17 protein-coding genes are annotated in these 16,992 nt (G+C 70.7%); all 17 read left to right on the forward strand.

Translation table 11 applies throughout. The annotated features are described in order from the left end of the window. Window positions 1-113 precede the first annotated feature (113 nt). On the forward strand, window positions 114-947 hold the full coding sequence (locus AC31A1_RS02015; RefSeq protein ID WP_489651493.1) for an SAM-dependent methyltransferase: 834 nt from the start codon (window positions 114-116) through the stop codon (window positions 945-947). 358 nt (window positions 948-1,305) lie between these two features. Then, the gene (locus AC31A1_RS02020) at window positions 1,306-2,694 is read left to right on the forward strand and encodes an FAD-dependent oxidoreductase (RefSeq protein WP_489651494.1); all 1,389 of its coding nucleotides are present in this window, start codon (window positions 1,306-1,308) and stop codon (window positions 2,692-2,694) included. A 167-nt stretch (window positions 2,695-2,861) separates the two neighbouring features. Continuing rightward, complete coding sequence (locus AC31A1_RS02025; protein ID WP_489651495.1) at window positions 2,862-4,085, forward strand: acyl-CoA dehydrogenase family protein; 1,224 nt, start codon at window positions 2,862-2,864, stop codon at window positions 4,083-4,085. 50 nt (window positions 4,086-4,135) lie between these two features. Beyond that, complete coding sequence (locus tag AC31A1_RS02030; protein ID WP_489651496.1) at window positions 4,136-4,615, forward strand: PhzA/PhzB family protein; 480 nt, start codon at window positions 4,136-4,138, stop codon at window positions 4,613-4,615. Between the two features lie 70 nt (window positions 4,616-4,685). Continuing rightward, window positions 4,686-5,870, forward strand: a complete 1,185-nt coding sequence (locus tag AC31A1_RS02035; RefSeq protein WP_489651497.1) for a 3-deoxy-7-phosphoheptulonate synthase — start codon at window positions 4,686-4,688, stop codon at window positions 5,868-5,870. A gap of 45 nt (window positions 5,871-5,915) precedes the next feature. Beyond that, a complete protein-coding gene (locus AC31A1_RS02040) occupies window positions 5,916-6,539 on the forward strand; it encodes an isochorismatase family protein (RefSeq protein ID WP_489651498.1) in 624 nt (207 codons plus the stop codon). Continuing rightward, window positions 6,536-8,449 carry an anthranilate synthase family protein gene (locus tag AC31A1_RS02045; RefSeq protein WP_489651499.1) on the forward strand — a complete coding sequence of 638 codons (1,914 nt, stop codon included), beginning with the start codon at window positions 6,536-6,538 and terminating at the stop codon, window positions 8,447-8,449. Before AC31A1_RS02040 ends, AC31A1_RS02045 begins: the two co-directional genes overlap by 4 nt. Then, window positions 8,439-8,774 carry a hypothetical protein gene (locus AC31A1_RS02050; RefSeq protein ID WP_489651500.1) on the forward strand — a complete coding sequence of 112 codons (336 nt, stop codon included), beginning with the start codon at window positions 8,439-8,441 and terminating at the stop codon, window positions 8,772-8,774. Before AC31A1_RS02045 ends, AC31A1_RS02050 begins: the two co-directional genes overlap by 11 nt. A 32-nt stretch (window positions 8,775-8,806) precedes the next feature. Beyond that, the gene (locus AC31A1_RS02055; protein WP_489651501.1) at window positions 8,807-9,640 is read left to right on the forward strand and encodes a PhzF family phenazine biosynthesis protein; all 834 of its coding nucleotides are present in this window, start codon (window positions 8,807-8,809) and stop codon (window positions 9,638-9,640) included. A gap of 10 nt (window positions 9,641-9,650) precedes the next feature. Next, window positions 9,651-10,289, forward strand: coding sequence for a phenazine biosynthesis FMN-dependent oxidase PhzG (gene phzG, locus AC31A1_RS02060; RefSeq protein WP_489651502.1), 639 nt, complete (start codon window positions 9,651-9,653; stop codon window positions 10,287-10,289). Between the two features lie 29 nt (window positions 10,290-10,318). Beyond that, complete coding sequence (locus AC31A1_RS02065; RefSeq protein WP_489651503.1) at window positions 10,319-10,870, forward strand: flavin reductase family protein; 552 nt, start codon at window positions 10,319-10,321, stop codon at window positions 10,868-10,870. Window positions 10,871-10,878: 8 nt separating this feature from the next. After that, entirely contained in the window at window positions 10,879-11,493 is a 615-nt protein-coding gene (gene wrbA / locus AC31A1_RS02070; protein WP_489651504.1) for an NAD(P)H:quinone oxidoreductase, read from the forward strand. 128 nt (window positions 11,494-11,621) lie between these two features. Beyond that, window positions 11,622-12,785 carry a methionine adenosyltransferase gene (gene metK, locus AC31A1_RS02075; RefSeq protein ID WP_489651505.1) on the forward strand — a complete coding sequence of 388 codons (1,164 nt, stop codon included), beginning with the start codon at window positions 11,622-11,624 and terminating at the stop codon, window positions 12,783-12,785. A gap of 1 nt (window position 12,786) precedes the next feature. Beyond that, complete coding sequence (locus AC31A1_RS02080) at window positions 12,787-13,755, forward strand: carbohydrate kinase family protein (RefSeq protein WP_489651506.1); 969 nt, start codon at window positions 12,787-12,789, stop codon at window positions 13,753-13,755. Continuing rightward, a complete protein-coding gene (gene metF / locus AC31A1_RS02085) occupies window positions 13,752-14,687 on the forward strand; it encodes a methylenetetrahydrofolate reductase [NAD(P)H] (protein WP_489651507.1) in 936 nt (311 codons plus the stop codon). Before AC31A1_RS02080 ends, metF begins: the two co-directional genes overlap by 4 nt. After that, window positions 14,684-15,994, forward strand: coding sequence for a 3-phosphoshikimate 1-carboxyvinyltransferase (gene aroA / locus AC31A1_RS02090; protein ID WP_489651508.1), 1,311 nt, complete (start codon window positions 14,684-14,686; stop codon window positions 15,992-15,994). The genes metF and aroA overlap by 4 nt, the downstream gene beginning before the upstream one ends. Next, window positions 15,991-16,992 (forward strand): chorismate synthase (gene aroC, locus AC31A1_RS02095; protein ID WP_489651509.1); only part of this gene is annotated, 1,002 nt, incomplete at its 3' end. The genes aroA and aroC, both read left to right, overlap by 4 nt.

Genomic DNA, 16,992 nt, shown 5'->3' on the forward strand with positions numbered 1-16,992 from the left:
GCGCCCCTTCCGCCAGGAAATAGTCAGCAATTTTTACGGATGCCCACGGTCGACGATCTACCTGCGTAGACCGTGCCTTTCCGTTGAATTGAACTCGTCTTGGGGAGGATTTTATGGTGGAGCTGAAGACACCTTCCGTCGGGGTCGGACAGACAGCGCTGTTCACCGCCTGGATGCGGCAACTGGAAAGCGAGCGTCCGGATGGGTTGTTCCGGGACCCGCTGGCCGCCGCGATGCTCTCGGCGCTGGCCGAGGACCCGGTGCTGGCCGAGGTGGCCGAGGTGATCAAGCAGACCCACAACAGTGCCGCCGGCTTCCCGACGTACTTCGCGGTGCGCACGCGGTTCCTCGACGACGAGATCCTCGCCGGGGTCGGCGCCGGGATCCGGCAGGTCGTCACGCTCGCCGCGGGGGTGGACGGCCGTACCGTACGGCTCGCCCTGCCGGCCGGGACCCGGTGGTTCGAGGTGGAGCTGCCGGAGATGACGCGGTTCAAGGACGCCCTCATCGTCCGCTCCGGACTGCCCCTGGCGTGCGAGCGTCACGGGGTGGCCGCTGACCTGCGCGAGGACTGGCAGTCCCAGCTGCGCGCCGCGGGCTTCGACCCGCGGCAGCCGACGGTCTGGCTGGTCGAGGGTCTGCTGATGTACTTGACCGGCACGGCCGGGGAGTCGCTCCTGGCCGGCCTCACCGAACTGTCCGCGCCGGGGAGCCGGCTCATGCTGGAACACCTCAAGGCGGCCATGCTCAAGGAGGAGGGCAGGCCCGTGCGTGAACGGGTCGAGGAGCAGGGTGCCAAGTGGCTCTCCGCCCGCGACGACCTGGACGAGTGGCTCGGCGGCCACGGATGGCGGGCCCGCGTGTACGCGGGGGACGACCCGCGCATCGGCCACGGGCGCACGGTCGCCCCGCTCCCGGCCTGTTGGCTGGCGGCCGCGGAACTCTGAGGGAACTCGCGGGTGTGCGGTCGGTAATTCGGAATTCCTTGTTCCGTTGCCGGTTGCTCCATTTCCCGCCACGCCGCCCCCATGTTTGGCCGAGACATGGCCTACGGTGCGGGTTTGGCCCAGTCGCCATACGGGGATATCGCCGGGTACGATCACTCGCAGTGTATTTCCCTGCGGTTCATCTCCCTGTTAATGGGAGTGGCTCGGCGACGGATCTCGGCCATATCGCATGCTGTTTGCCGAAAGTCTTTTTCCCGTGACCCGGAATGAGGGATTCACGGCCGACATGGAGCTCTTCCCGTCGGCGCAACCGGGAAATCAGCCCCGTCACCTGCCTCACGGACAGCAGAGGAATCGCATGCCTGACGACACCGCACGCCCGCATGATCCCAAGGAGCCACCCGCCCGCGGCGGCCACTGCGTGGTTCTCGGAGCCAGCATCGCCGGTCTCTTCGCCGCCAGGGTGCTGTCCGACACCTTCGACCGCGTCACCGTGGTCGACCGGGACGTCCTCCCCGAGACGGACGAGAACCGGCGCGGCGTGCCGCAAGGACGGCACGCCCACGCGATCCTGCCCGCCGGCACCCGGGGGCTCCAGGAGATGTTCCCCGGACTGCTGGAGGAGTTCGAGGCGGGCGGGGTCCCCGTCGTCCGGGAACCCACCGAGATGTACTTCGCGCCGGGCGGTCACCTCCTGTGCCAGGAGGGCCGTTACGCGGACCCCACGCCCACCTACCAGCCGACCCGGTCTCAGCTTGAGGGACAGATCCGGGCGCGGGTGAGGGAGTTGCCCGGGGTGGAGATCATCGACCGGTGCGAGGCCGCCGGGTTGCTCGGTGCGTCGGACGGATCCCGGGTCGCCGGTGTCCGGGTCGTGGAGCGCGAAGGCGGCGCGGAGCGGGAGTTGACGGCCGACCTCGTCGTCGACGCGACCGGGCGCGGCGGACGTGCCACCCGCTGGCTGGCCGACCTCGGCTACGAACCTCCGGGTGAGGACAGGATCGCCGTCGACATCAAGTACGTCAGCCGCACCCTGCGCGTCGCGCCGGGCACCCTCGGCCGCCGCAAGGTCGTGATCGTGGGAGCCACCCCGGGCCGGCCGACAGGTGCGACCTTCCTCCAGCACGAGGAGGACCGCTGGATGCTGACCCTGATCGGCTACGGCGGCCACCATCCGCCGACCGACCCCGCCGACTTCCTGGAGTTCGCCAAGCCCATCGTGCCGTCCGACGTCTTCGAGGCGCTGTGCGCCGCCGAACCTCTCGACGACCCGGTGGCCCATCGCTACCCGGCGAGCGTGCGCCGCCGCTACGAACGACTTGAGAGGTTCCCCGACGGGCTGATCGTCTTCGGCGACGCGATCTGCAGCTTCAACCCCGTCTACGGACAGGGCATGTCGGTGGCCGCGCTCCAGGCCGCCGCCCTGCGGGAGTGTCTCGGCCGAGGGCGCGACCGGCTGCCGTACCGCTTCTTCCGGGCGGCCGCCCGGAAGATCGAGGTGGCCTGGCAGATGGCCGTCGGCAGTGACCTGGCCCTTCCTCAGGTCGAGGGGGACCGGCCGCTCCCGGTGCGGCTGACCAACGCCTACTTCGAGCGGCTTCTGAACGCGGCCGAGCGGGACCCGGCACTCACCCAGGAGTTCGTCAAGGTCAGCTCCCTGCTCTCCTCGCCCCTCATCCTCCTCAACCCGCTCACCGTCGGCAGGGTCGTGCTCGGCAACCTGCGCCGCCCCGTCGGTTCGCGCTGAGACACAGAACTCCCGAAAACGCGGCCGAAAAGCACGGCGCGTCATTGAGTCCTGCCAATTTCCGGCGGACCGGATTCTCGGAGAAGCGGAAATAGTCACTCTTGACTTCCGGGATTTCGGGCCCCTAGCGTTCCACCTGTCGAGAAACGCGAAAGGAATGATTCGGAATGTCGAATTCCGTGCTCCCTGTCGATTCGGTCACCAGTGGGGAACTGATTCCCGACCGTGCGGAACTCGTCGCGCGAGCCGAAGGTCTGCGGGAACTCCTGTGGACCGAGGCTGCCGAATGCGAACGTGACCGGCGGATATCCGGCCGGGTTCTCACCGCCATGACGGAGGCCGGACTGCTGCGGCTGCAGACACCGCGGCGGCTCGGCGGCTACGCGACGGACATGCGCACCCTGCTGGAGGTCGCCACCACGCTCGGCCGGGGCTGCCCCTCCGCCGCCTGGATCGCCGGCGTCCTGAACGCCGGCAACTTCATGGCCGCCCTGTTCCCGGCCGCGGCCGGCGACGAGGTCTGGGGCGAGGCTCCGGACGCCCGGTGCGCACTGGTCCTCGGGCTGCCCTCGCCGGCCGTCGAACCGGTCGACGGCGGCATGATCGTCAGCGGCGAGTGGGCGTACGTCTCCGGCTGCCTGCACGCACAGTGGGTCAGCGCCCTGATCGCCGTCCCCACCGACGCGGGCCGGCCCGACGTGCGCTTCGCCCTGATGCCGGCCGACGAGGTCGCCATCAAGGACACCTGGTACTTCGCCGGAATGCGCGGCACCGGCAGCAACACCGTCGTGGCCGACCGGATCTTCGTACCCGACCACAGGCTGGTGCCGTACCTGCCGATCCTCAACGGCGAGACCGACGGTGTCGTCGATCCCGCGCTGCCCTACCGCAACAGCCTCACCGGCCTGTTCTCGATCGGCTTGATCGGCGCCCTGATCGGTGGTGCCGAGGCGGCCCTCGACTTCGTCCGCGAGAAGGGCCCCACCCGCCCCGTCGCCGGTTCCACCTACCGGAACCAGACGCAGTCGCCGACCTTCCAGCTCGACCTCGCCGACGCCACCTCGAAGATCGACATGGCGAAGCTGGTGGCCGCACGCATCGCGGACACCGTGGACGAACTCGCCCGGGCCGGCGTCAACGCCGACCTCACCGTCCGGGCCCGCAACCGGCTGGAGTCCACGCTGGTCGGACGGTTGTGCAGGGAGGCCGTGGACACCCTCCTCACCGCCCATGGCTCCTCCGCCTTCAACGAGTCCAACCCCCTCCAGCGGCTCTGGCGCGACATCAACGTCGGCAGCCGGCACGCCGGCTTCGGCATGGGCATCCCCGAGCAGGTCTACGGCCGTGCCCTCGTCGGCGGCGACCCGCGCGACATCAGCTTCATCGTCTGAGCCCCGCGCATCCCCCCTCATTCCTCGCCCCACCCCAGCAGAGGACACTCATGTCAGAACCTCGAATACCCACCGACCGGACCGAACTGCGCGCCCACAACCGGGCCATCGTCGAGCAGTACATGAACACCCGCGGCGAGGACCGGCTCCGGCGCCACCTGCTGTTCACCGAGGACGGTGCCGGCGGCCTGTGGACCACGGAGAGCGGCGAACCGATCGTCATCCGCGGCCGCGACCGGCTGGGCGAGCACGCCGTCTGGTCGCTCAAGTGCTTCCCCGACTGGGTCTGGACCAACGTCGAGATCTTCGACAGCCAGGACCCCGACCGCTTCTGGGTCGAATGCGACGGAGAGGGAAAGATTCTTTTTCCCGGATATCCGGACGGGTACTACCGCAACCACTTCCTGCACTCCTTCCTGTTCGAGAACGGGAAGATAAAGCAGCAGCGCGAGTTCATGAATCCCTGCCAGCAGTTCAAGGCGCTGGGAATAGAAGTTCCGCGCATCGAACGTGAAGGCATCCCCACCTGATCCATCGGCCTGCACGCACGGTATGCCATGACCCGAACATAAATCCTCTCCGCTTCACGGGGGCACTGTCGTGGGACACGCACTGACTGAAATACAGAGGTCCAAGGCGCTGCAACAGCCCGATTGGCCCGACCTCGCACAGGTCCAGCGGGTACGGGAGATCCTCAGCTCCCGCCCGCCGCTCGTCCGGATCGAGGACGTCCACACCCTCAGGTCACTGCTCGCCTCCGTCGCGGCGGGGGAGGCGCTCGTGCTCCAGTCGGGAGACTGCGCCGAGGACCCGGAGGAGTGCACGTCCGGGCACGTCCGGCGCAAGACCGCCGTGCTCGACCTGCTGGGCACCACCCTCAAGATGCTCACCGGGAAACCCGTGCTGCGCGTCGGACGGATGGCCGGCCAGTTCGCCAAGCCGCGGTCGAACGACTTCGAGCAGGTCGGCGACCTGGCGCTGCCCGTCTACCGAGGGCACATGGTCAACAGCCCGGAGCCCGACCCGGAGGGCAGGCGTCCCGACCCGCTGCGGATCCTCACCGGGTACATGGCGGCCTGCGACATCGTGGAACACCTCGGCTGGCGCGCCCCCGCCCTGCGCACCTGGCCCGGCGTCGAACCCCTGGTGTGGACGAGCCACGAGGCGCTCCTGCTGGACTACGAGGTCCCGATGATCCGCGAACTCGGCGACTCCACACGCTGGTTGGGCTCCACGCACTGGCCGTGGATCGGCGAGCGCACCCGCCAGCTGGACGGCGCCCACGTCGACCTGCTGGCCGATGTCGTCAATCCGGTCGCCTGCAAGGTCGGACCGGGCATGACCCCCGAAGAGATCACCTCACTGTGCGAGCGCCTGGACCCGCTGCGCGAACCCGGCCGCCTCACCCTGATCTCCCGGATGGGTGCCGACGCCGTCGGTGAGCGGCTGCCGCCCCTGGTGGCGGCGGTCCGCTCCGCGGGCCACCCGGTGATCTGGCTGTGCGACCCGATGCACGGCAACACCATCACCGCACCGGGCGGCCGGAAGACCCGCCTGCTGACCACCATGGCCCGCGAGGTCCACGAGTTCGGCCACGCGGTCGTGGCGGCGGGCGGTGTGGCCGGCGGACTCCACCTGGAGACCACACCGGACGACGTGACGGAGTGCGCCGCGGACGTCTCGGCGCTCGGCCGGATCGGCGACCGGCACACCACCTTCTGCGACCCCCGCCTCAACTCCCGGCAGGCCGTCTCCCTGGTCACGGCATGGGCCGACGCCCTGTGACCCGCCCCGCCGACGCGGCCACCCCGCTGCAAAGGAGCTGACCCCATGGCCGGCCTACCCGCCATCGCGCCGTACACCCTGCCCACCGCCGAACGCCTGCCCGAGAACGTCGCGGGCTGGACCCCGCATCCGGACCGCGCCGTCCTGCTCGTCCACGACATGCAGCGTTACTTCCTCCAGGCACTGCCCGACCCCCTGCGCGGCGAACTCGTCCACAACGCCGCCGCCCTGCGCAAGCGGGCCGCCGCCCTCGGCGTCCCCGTGGCGTACACCGCCCAGCCCGGCCGGATGACCGACAAGCAGCGCGGACTGCTCAAGGACTTCTGGGGTCCCGGTATGCGCACCGACCCGGCGGACCGCGAGGTGGTGCCCGAACTCGCGCCCGCCGAGGAGGACTGGGTGCTCACCAAGTGGCGCTACAGCGCCTTCTTCCGCTCCGACCTGCTCGACCGCATGCGGGCCGTGGGCCGCGACCAACTCGTGCTGTGCGGCGTGTACGCCCATGTCGGCGTCCTGGCCACCGCACTGGAGGCGTTCACCAACGACATCCAGGCCTTCCTCGCCGCCGACGCCCTCGGCGACTTCTCCGAGGCCCACCACCGGCTGGCCCTGGACTACGCGGCCCAGCGCTGCGCGGTGGTGCTGCCGTCCACGGAGGTGTTCGTATGAACACGCGACATGACCCGGGACTGCGAACCCCCGGCGATCTGCTCGGCCGCGTACTGGACCTCCAGGCGTCCGCCTTCGCCCTCCTGCACCGTCCGGAGACCGGCGTCCCGGACACGGTCGACGTCCTGGTCGGCGACGTGACACTGCCGGAGACCCTGGCCGACATCCCCCTCACCGACCCCCCGGCGCCCGGCAGTGCCCGGACCGAGCACGATGTCCTGGTCATGGCGCCGTACCGGCAGATCACCGAGCGCGGCTTCACCGCTCCCGATGACGGCGCGCCCCTCATCGCCCTGTCCGTCACCGAGCAGGACCGGGTTTCGATGCCCGAACTGCTTCTCCGGCTCCCGGACACACCGACCTCCGTGACGGCCCACGGCTTCGACATCGACGACGAGCGGTACGCCGAGACCGTACGCCGCGTCGTCGCGGACGAGATCGGCACCGGGGAGGGCGCCAACTTCGTCGTCAAGCGGACCTTCCTGGCCGAGATCGGCGACTACTCGCTCCACGACGCGCTGGTGTTCTTCCGCCGGCTGCTGCAACGGGAACAGGGCGCGTACTGGACGTTCGTCATCCACACCGGTGACCGCACGTTCGTCGGTGCCACCCCCGAACGGCACATCTCGGTGAGCGGTGGGACCGCGGTCATGAACCCGATCAGCGGCACCTATCGCTACCCGTCGGCCGGCCCCACCCTGGAAGGCGTCACCGAGTTCCTCGCCGACCGCAAGGAGACCGACGAGCTGTACATGGTCGTCGACGAGGAACTGAAGATGATGGCCCGCGTCTGCGAGGGCGGCGGCCGTGTCCTGGGCCCCTGTCTCAAGGAGATGGCGCGGCTGGCCCACACCGAGTACTTCATCGACGGACACACCGACCGGGACGTGCGCGAGATCCTGCACGAGACGCTGTTCGCGCCCACGGTCACCGGCAGCCCGCTGGAGAGCGCGGTCCGGATCATCCACAAGTACGAGCCGGAAGGCCGCGGTTACTACAGCGGTCTGGCCGCGCTGATCGGACGCGACGCGAGCGGCGAGCGTGTTCTCGACTCGGCGATCCTCATCCGCACCGCCGACATCGACCCCCGAGGCAGGGTGCGGATCGGGGTCGGCGCCACACTGGTCCGGCACTCCGACCCCCTGTCGGAGGTCGCCGAGACCCGGGCCAAGGCAGCCGGCCTTCTCAGCGCCCTGGAGAACGGACGTGCCCAGCGCTACGGCACGCATCCGGACGTCCGCGCGGCCCTGGCACAGCGCAACAGCGGCATCGCCCGGTTCTGGCTCGACGAGAACACCGGCCGACGGCCCGCGGTGACCGGGCTGGACGGACTGAGCGCCCTGATCATCGACGCCGAGGACACCTTCACCGCCATGATCGGGCTTCAACTCCGCTCCCTGGGGCTGGAAGTGACGGTCCGTCATTTCGATGATCCGTATGCCTTCGGCGACCACGACCTGGTCGTGATGGGGCCGGGACCCGGCGACCCCCGAGCGGCCGACGACCCCAAGATCCGCAGCCTGCGCTCCGCGATCGACGGCCTGTTGGCCGAGCGACGGCCTTTCGTCGCCGTGTGTCTGAGCCATCAGGTGCTCAGCCTCGGCCTCGGACTCGGTCTGGTCCGCCGGGACGTCCCGAACCAGGGAGTGCAACGCGAGATCGACCTGTTCGGCAGCCGGGAACGCGTCGGGTTCTACAACACCTTCGCCGCCCGCAGCGACGAGGACAAGCAGGACATCGCGGGGATCGGTGCCGTGGAGGTGAGCCGTGACCCGGCGACGGGAGAGGTGCACGGCCTGCGCGGCCCCGGCTTCGCCTCGATGCAGTTCCACGCCGAGTCGGTGCTCACCGTCGACGGTCCGCGCATCCTGGGCCGCACCATCCAGGAGGTGCTCGGTCGTGCGGGTTGACATCGCGTGGTGGGACCTCGACGGAACGCCGCAGACCATCGACTCGCTGCGGGAACACCTTCGGGACGGGGCGGTCGCCGCGTGGAGCGACGTACCGGGTCTGCGGCTGAAGTTCTGGATCGTCGACCGGGAGCGCAACCGGTGGGGCGCGGTGATGCTCTGGGAGGCGGACCGCCCCGACGGGCTGCCGCCCAACCGGGCCGCGCAGCTGATCGGGCGCCCGCCCACGCACCGGACGCGCTTCGACGTCGAGGCCACGGTCGAGGGCGCGCACGCGCTGCCCCGGCTCGACGGACTCGGGCCCGTGTTCACGGCGACCGCCTGAACAGTCGCACCACCGACCGGGGGACACATCACGTGCACGCATACACAGTCGTCGACGCCTTCGCCCGCACTCCCCTCGAAGGCAATCCCGTGGCGGTCTTCTTCGACGCCGCCGACCTGACCACCGGGCTGATGCAGCGCATCGCCCGCGAGATGAACCTCTCCGAGGTCACCTTCGTCCTGCCGCCCGAGCAGGGCGGAGACGCCCGCATCCGCATCTTCACCCCCGTCAACGAGCTGCCGTTCGCCGGGCATCCGCTGCTGGGCACCGCGGTGGCGCTGGGGCGCACGCTCAAGGAGGACCGGCTCCGGCTTGAGACCGCCATGGGCGTCATCCCGTTCGAACTCGCCGACGACGACGGCGTGACGACCGTACGGATGCGACAGCCCGTTCCCACCTGGGAGCCGTACGAACACCAGGAGGAACTCCTGGCGGCGCTCGGAGTCGAGGAGACCGTCGCGCCCGTGGAGATCTACCGCAACGGACCCCGGCACGTCTTCGTGGGGCTCCCGAGCGTCACGGAGCTGTCCGCTCTCCGCCCCGATCACCGGGCCCTCGGGCGGTTCCCCGACATGGCGGCCAACTGCTTCGCCGGCGCGGGTGTCCACTGGCGGACCCGTATGTTCTCGCCCGCCTACGGCGTCGTGGAGGACGCGGCGACCGGCTCGGCCGCCGGCCCGCTCGCCATCCACCTGGCCCGGCACCGGCTCGCCGCCTACGGACAGCACCTGGAGATCCTCCAGGGCGTCGAGATGGGCCGCCCGTCCCTGATGCTCGCCACCGCAGAAGGCACCGGCGAGACCGTCCGGTCGGTCGAGGTCGGCGGCCACGGTGTCGTCGCCGCCCACGGCACCCTCCACGTCTAGCGAGGAACGCGTGAACAGCAGCCGATTCGAGACCCTCACCGGCGAAGTCGACCTGGACTTCCCCGAGTACGACGATCCGCCCGCCGAGCCCATGGCCCTCGTCCGGCAATGGATCAGCGAGGCGACCGCACGCGAGGTGCGCGAACCCCGCGCTCTGGCGCTGGCGACCGCCGACAGCCAGGGACGGGCCTCCAACCGCATCGTCTCCGTCACCGACATCACGGCCCGCGGGCTGGTGTTCGCCAGCCACTCCACCAGCCAGAAGGGCCGGGAGATGGCGGCCACCGGCTGGGCGTCCGGCCTCCTCTACTGGCGCGAGACCGGCCAGCAGCTCATCTTCTCCGGCCCCGTGGCCCAGGTGAGCGACGCCGGCTCCGACGCCCTCTGGTCCGGCCGGCCGATCCCCATGCACGCGATGTCCGCGGCCTCCCGGCAGAGCGAACCCCTGCGGTCCGCGGCCGCCCTGCGCGCCGAGGCGGACCGCCTCGCGGCCCCCGCGACCCCGCTCCCGCGCCCCGCACGCTTCGTCGGATACCTGCTCAGCCCGGTCGCCGTGGAGTTCTGGTGCGCCGACTCCGACCGACTGCACCGAAGGCTGCGCTACGACCGTCACGACCGAGGGTGGCGCACATGCCGCCTCCAGCCCTGATCCGCCTGCCACCGGAGAGTGATCGCCCCATGAAAGGCACAGCAGGCACTACCGGCGCGGCCCTGACCCACGCCATGTCCAGGGTTCCCGGACCGGTGACCGTGGTCACGACCGTCGACGGCACCGGACGGCGCTGGGGTTTCACCGCGACCTCCTTCAGCTCCCTGTCCCTGGATCCGCCCCTCGTCCTGGTCTGCCTGAACAAGACCGCCAGCACCCACACGGCGTTCACGTCCGCGGACCACTTCCTCGTCAACCTCCTCGCACACGGGCAGGACCAGCTGGCACTCCGCTTCGCCCGGTCCGGCGTCGACCGGTTCGCCGAAGGCGACATCGAGGGGGACATCGTGCCCTGCGAGCTGGGCCTGCCCGGCGCGCCGGGTGCCTGTGCCCGGGTCGCCTGCGCGCTGCACGCCGTCCTGGACGGGGGCGATCACAGCATCGTCGTCGGCCGCGTCCTGGACACCCACGTGGACGACGACCGCACTCCGCTCGTCTATTACGACCGGACGTTCACCCACCCGGCCTCCGCGCTCGCCATGGCGGATCCGCTGCTGTCCCTCCACCTGGCGGACTGGTGAGGACCGGCATGGACAACGTCGTGAAGGTCACCGTCGTCTACTACTCCGCCACCGGCCATGTCGCCGACATCGCCCAGGAGATCGCCGACACGGCCGAGAAGGCCGGCGCCGAGGTCCGACTCCGCCGGGTGGCGGAACTCGCCCCCCGGGAAGTCGTCGCATCCCAGCCCGCGTGGGCCGCCACCTCGGCGGCGACCGCCGGCATCCCGCTCGCCACCGTCGAGGACATCGTCTGGGCCGACGCCGTCCTCATGGGTTCTCCGACCCGGTTCGGCAACATCGCCGCCCAGCTCAAGCAGTTCCTCGACACCCTCGGCGGTGCCTGGAGGCGTGGTGAACTGGCCGACAAGATCTACAGCGGCTTCACCTCCACGGGCAGTCCGCACGGCGGCAACGAGTCCACCCTGCTCGCCCTCATGCAGTCCTTCCACCACTTCGGCGGCATCGTCGTCGCACCCGGGTTCACCCACCCGGACAAGTTCGTCGACGGCAACCCCTACGGCACCGCCCACCACGATGCCGGCGGCACCGTCCCCGTCGGCGACGTCACCCGCAACGCGGCCCGGGTCCAGGCCGAACGGGTGGTGCGCCTCGCCAAGGCCCTCACGACCGCCGCCCTCTGACCATCCATCACCCCCCAGCAGGGCCGGAGAGCTCCTACTTCCCCCGGGGAGCTCTCCGGCCCGACACCCTCACGCCTACGCGTGCGATGTCCCACCAGCCAGCAGCCGCTGCGACCGCAGGGAGAGCCATGTCCCGCCGCCTGTTCACCTCGGAGTCCGTGACCGAGGGCCACCCCGACAAGATCGCCGACCGGATCAGCGACACCGTCCTCGACGCCCTGCTCACGGAGGATCCGCGGTCGCGGGTCGCCGTGGAGACCCTGATCACCACCGGACAGGTGCACATCGCCGGAGAAGTGGCCACCACCGCGTACGCGGACATCCCCGGCCTGGTCCGGGACGCCGTCCTCGACATCGGCTACGACGCCTCCCAGAAGGGGTTCGACGGGCGGTCGTGCGGGGTGTCCGTGTCGATCGGCGCCCAGTCCCCGGACATCGCCCAGGGCGTCGACACCGGCGGCGCGGGCGACCAGGGCCTGATGTTCGGGTACGCCTGCGACGAGACACCCGAACTGATGCCGCTGCCCATCCAGTTGGCCCACCGCCTGTCGCATCGGCTCGCGGAGGTCCGCAAGGAGGGCGTCGCCCCCTATCTGCGCCCGGACGGCAAGACCCAGGTCACCATCGAGTACCTGGGCAGCCGCGCGGCCCGCCTGGACACGGTGGTCGTCTCCGCGCAGCACGCCGCGGACATCGACCTGGACGGCCTGCTCACCCCCGACATCCGTACCCACGTCGTCGAGCACGAACTGGCCCGGCTCGCGGAGCATGGCGTCAAACTGGACACCGAGGGCTACCGTCTCCTGGTCAACCCGACCGGCCGCTTCGAGACCGGCGGCCCGATGGGCGACGCCGGCCTGACCGGCCGCAAGATCATCATCGACACCTACGGCGGCATGGCCCGCCACGGCGGCGGCGCCTTCTCCGGCAAGGACCCCTCCAAGGTGGACCGCTCCGCCGCCTACGCGATGCGCTGGGTCGCCAAGAACGTGGTCGCCGCAGGACTCGCCCGTCGCTGCGAGGTCCAGGTGGCGTACGCGATCGGAGTGGCCGAGCCCGTCGGCCTGTTCGTGGAGACCTTCGGCACCGCCGCCGTGCCGTACACGGCCATCGAGCACGCCGTCCGGCAGGTCTTCGACCTGCGCCCGGCCGCGATCATCCGCGACCTCGACCTGCGTCGCCCGATCTACGCCCGGACCGCCGCATACGGCCACTTCGGGCGCGAACTGCCCGACTTCACCTGGGAGCGCACCGACCGGGTCGACGCCCTGCGCGAAGCGGCCGGGGCCTGACATGCGGATCGCCGTCACCGGTTCCATCGCCACCGACCACCTGATGACATTCCCCGGCCGTATCGCCGACCAACTGCTCGCCGGCCACATCGATCATGTCTCGCTGTCGTTCCTGGTCGACACCCTGGAGATCCGCGACGGAGGAGTGGGCGCGAACATCGCCTACGGCCTGGCCCGACTGGGCCGCCGCCCGCTGCTGGTGGGGGCAGTGGGCGCGGACTTCGCCCCGTACGGGCAGCGGCTGTCCGCGCTCGGCGTGGACACCTCCGGGGTCCATGTCTCCCGCAGCCGCCACACCGCCCGCTTCCTGTGCACCACCGACCCCGAGGGCAACCAGATCGCCTCCTTCTACCCGGGAGCGATGACCGAGGCCGCCGACATCGACCTCGTCGGCGTCGTACGCCGTGGCGGAGGCGCCGACCTCGTCCTCATCGGTGCCGACGACCCGGCCGCGATGCTCCGTCACACCCGCGCGTGCCGCGCCCACCGCATCCCCTTCGCCGCCGACCCGTCCCAGCAACTGGCCCGGCTCGACGCCCCCCGGACCCGTGAACTCGTCGAGGGCGCCGACCACTTGTTCACCAACGAGTACGAACACGCACTGCTGCTCGCCAGGACAGGCTGGTCCCGGTCCGACGTCCTGCGCCGGGTCGGCGTATGGGTCACCACCCTCGGAGAGAAGGGCAGCCGCGTCGAACGCGCGGACGAACCCACACTGGACATCCCCGCCGTTCCGGCCCCCGGGGCGCCCGACCCGACGGGCGCGGGCGACGCCTTCCGCGCCGGATACCTGGCAGCCATGGCCGCGGGCGAGGACACCACCCGATGCGCGCAGTCGGGCTCGGCCCTGGCCGCCCAGGCGCTGTCCCGCACGGGCACCCAGACCTACACCACGTCCGCCGCACAGCTGCGAGCCCTGACGACCGCGGCATACGGACCGGCCACCCGGTCAGGAGGCGACACGGCATGACGACTCCCGCCCCGCCGGCCGAGCGGATCCGCAGGGGACCGGCCGAACTGATCACGGCAGGCCACCGCTCGTACTCGTTTGAGTTCTTCCCGCCCAGGACAGGCAAAGGGCAACGCGCGCTGTGGGACGCGCTGCGCCGCGTCGAGACCCTCGACCCGTCCTTCGTGTCGGTGACGTACGGCGCCGGCGGCACCTCCCGAGAACGCACCACGGCGCTCACCCGGCGGATCGCCGAGGACACCACGCTGCGCCCGGTGGCCCATCTCACCGCGGTCCAGCACTCCACCGCCGAACTGCGCGCGATCATCGGCCGCTACGCCGACGCCGGTATCCGCGACGTCCTCGCCCTGCGCGGAGACCCGCCCGGCGACCCCCGGGGCCCGTGGATCCCGCACCCCCACGGCCTGCGGCACGCTGCCGAACTCGTCGAACTCATCCGTCGGTGCGGCACGTTCAGCATCGGCGTCGCGGCCTTCCCGGAACGCCACCCCCGCTCACCGGACTGGGACACCGACATCCGCCATCTCGTGGCCAAGTGCCGGGCCGGCGCCGACTACGCCATCACCCAGATGTTCTTCCGCGCCGAGGACTACCTCCGGCTGCGCGACCGGCTGGCCCGCGCCGGATGCGACACCCCGGTCATCCCGGGCATCATGCCCGCCACCCGCTACGAACAGATCGCACGGTTCGCCCGCCTCAGCGACGCGACCTTCCCCGACGACCTCGCGCTGCACCTGCGGACCGCGCAGTACGACCCCCGAGAGTCCCACCGCATCGGCGTCGACCACGCCACCGAACTCGCCCAGCGGCTGCTCGACGAGGGCGCCCCCGGACTGCACTACATCACCCTCAACCAGTCGTCCGCCGCCATGGACATCCACCGCGGACTGCGTCTGCCCACCCCACGCCGCGACCCGGAGGTGGTCACATGATCACGGACACCACCCGCGGCACGACGCCCCTCGTCGCCAGAATCCCCGGCTCCAAGAGCCTGACCAACCGGCTCCTGCTCCTCGCGGCGGCGGCCGAGGGCACGAGCCGGATCCACGCCCCGCTGGTCGGTGAGGACACGCTCGCCTTTCGCGGCGCGCTCAGGGAATGCGGTATCCCCGTGCGGGTCGGTCCTCTGGACGAGTCCTGGGAGGTGACGGGAGCGGGCCGGGGCCCGACCGGACGGGCCCGCCTGTGGTGCGCGGACGCCGGGACGACCGCCCGCTTCCTGCCGCCTTTCGCCGCCGCCGGCCACGGAACCTTCCTCTTCGACGGCTCCTCCCAACTGCGGGCCCGCCCCCAGGAACCCCTGCTGGAGGCGCTGCGCGGACTGGGAGCCGACATCGAGGCAGGTCCGGGCAACGGCCTGCCCCTGCTCGTCCGCGCCGAAGGACTGGCCGGCGGGACCATCACGGTGGAGTCGTCGCCGAGCAGCCAGTACCTCAGCGGTCTGCTCATGGCGGCGCCCCTGATGCACACGGGACTGCGGGTCCGCGCCCCCGGCCTGGTCAGCCGCCCCTACGTCGACATGACGTTGGCGCTGATGCGACGTTACGGCGCCCGCGTCACCGAGGGTGAGGACGGCGATCTGCGGGTCGAGCCGGGGCCGTACACGGCCACCGACACGGTCGTCGAACCGGATGCCTCCACGGCCTCGTACGCCTTCGCCGCCGCGGCCGTGACGGGACGCACCGTCACCGTGCCGAGCCTCGGCGCGGGCTGTCTTCAAGGCGACCTCCGTTTCGTGGAGATCCTCGCGAAGGCGGGCGCCGAGGTGCGCGTGGACGACACGGCGACAACGGTCACCGGAACCGGTCGACTGCGCGGAGGCTTCGCCGTCGACATGGGCGATGTGTCGGACACCTTCATGACCCTCGCCGCGATCGCCCCGCTGGCCGACGCTCCGATCACGGTCCTCGGCATCGGACACACACGCCGGAAGGAGTCCGACCGCATCGCCGCCGTCGCGCAGAACCTTCGGGCCTGTGGAATCGAGACCGCCGAGGGCAGCGACTGGATCACCGTGTACCCCGGCGCACCACGTTCCGCGCGCGTCTCCTGCCGCCACGACCATCGCATCGCGATGGCCTTCTCGGTGCTGGGTCTCACCACCCCGGAGGCGCTGACCCTGGACGACCCGCACTGCGTGGCGAAGACGTTTCCAGCGTTCCACAGCGAGCTGCGGCGGCTCTTTCCCTGGTACGAACTGCCCGTCGGCGCGGACGAGTTGATCGAGGAGCACCGTTGAGCAGGTTGCGCTGGCTGACCGCGGGGGAGTCCCACGGTCCCGCACTCGTGGCGACGCTGGAGGGTCTTCCCGCCGGTGTGCCGGTCACCACGGAGATGGTGGCGGATCACCTGGCCCGGCGCCGGCTTGGTTATGGGCGGGGTGCGCGCATGAAGTTCGAGCGCGACGAGGTCACCTTCCTCGGCGGTGTCCGCCACGGTCTGACGCTCGGTTCGCCGGTCGCGGTCATGGTGGGGAACACGGAGTGGCCCAAGTGGGAGCAGGTGATGGCGGCCGACCCGGTCGACCCCGAGATCCTCGCCGGCCTCGCGCGTAATGCTCCGCTGACCCGGCCGCGTCCCGGTCATGCTGATCTTGCCGGTATGCAGAAGTACGGGTTCGACGAGGCGCGTCCGATTCTGGAGCGTGCTTCCGCGCGGGAGACCGCGGCGCGGGTTGCGCTGGGTGCGGTGGCGCGGTCGTATCTCAAGGAGACGGCGGGGATCGAGATCGTCTCGCATGTCGTGGAGCTGGCCTCCGCCAGGGCCCCGCAGGGCGTGTACCCCACCCCGGCCGACGTCGAGAAGCTGGACGCCGACCCCGTGCGCTGCCTCGACGCGGACGCGTCGAAGGCGATGGTCGCGGAGATCGACCAGGCCCACAAGGACGGCGACACCCTGGGTGGGGTCGTCGAGATCCTGGCCTACGGCGTTCCCGTCGGCCTGGGCTCGCACGTCCACTGGGACCGCAGGCTGGACGCCCGGCTGGCCGGTGCCCTGATGGGCATCCAGGCCATCAAGGGTGTGGAGGTCGGTGACGGGTTCGAGCTGGCCCGGGTGCCGGGTTCGCTGGCGCACGACGAGATCGTGAATACCGGTGAGGGGATCCGGCGGGTCTCGGGTCGTTCCGGTGGTACCGAGGGCGGCCTGTCGACGGGGGAGTTGCTGCGGGTGCGGGCCGGGATGAAGCCGATCGCGACGGTGCCGCGGGCTCTGCAGACGGTGGATGTGGTGACCGGT

This window comes from Streptomyces sp. P5F9 (assembly GCF_057961495.1).

Excerpts from the sequence above, each read along its gene's own strand:
- metK (WP_489651505.1), top strand. The coding sequence starts at position 11,622 with ATGTCCCGCCGCCTGTTCACCTCGGAGTCCGTGACCGAGGGCCACCCC.
- aroA (WP_489651508.1), top strand. The coding sequence starts at position 14,684 with ATGATCACGGACACCACCCGCGGCACGACGCCCCTCGTCGCCAGAATC.
- AC31A1_RS02040 (WP_489651498.1), top strand. The coding sequence starts at position 5,916 with ATGGCCGGCCTACCCGCCATCGCGCCGTACACCCTGCCCACCGCCGAA.
- AC31A1_RS02020 (WP_489651494.1), top strand. The coding sequence starts at position 1,306 with ATGCCTGACGACACCGCACGCCCGCATGATCCCAAGGAGCCACCCGCC.
- wrbA (WP_489651504.1), top strand. The coding sequence starts at position 10,879 with ATGGACAACGTCGTGAAGGTCACCGTCGTCTACTACTCCGCCACCGGC.
- AC31A1_RS02025 (WP_489651495.1), top strand. The coding sequence starts at position 2,862 with ATGTCGAATTCCGTGCTCCCTGTCGATTCGGTCACCAGTGGGGAACTG.
- AC31A1_RS02045 (WP_489651499.1), top strand. The coding sequence starts at position 6,536 with ATGAACACGCGACATGACCCGGGACTGCGAACCCCCGGCGATCTGCTC.
- AC31A1_RS02015 (WP_489651493.1), top strand. The coding sequence starts at position 114 with ATGGTGGAGCTGAAGACACCTTCCGTCGGGGTCGGACAGACAGCGCTG.
- AC31A1_RS02080 (WP_489651506.1), top strand. The coding sequence starts at position 12,787 with ATGCGGATCGCCGTCACCGGTTCCATCGCCACCGACCACCTGATGACA.
- metF (WP_489651507.1), top strand. The coding sequence starts at position 13,752 with ATGACGACTCCCGCCCCGCCGGCCGAGCGGATCCGCAGGGGACCGGCC.
- AC31A1_RS02065 (WP_489651503.1), top strand. The coding sequence starts at position 10,319 with ATGAAAGGCACAGCAGGCACTACCGGCGCGGCCCTGACCCACGCCATG.
- AC31A1_RS02030 (WP_489651496.1), top strand. The coding sequence starts at position 4,136 with ATGTCAGAACCTCGAATACCCACCGACCGGACCGAACTGCGCGCCCAC.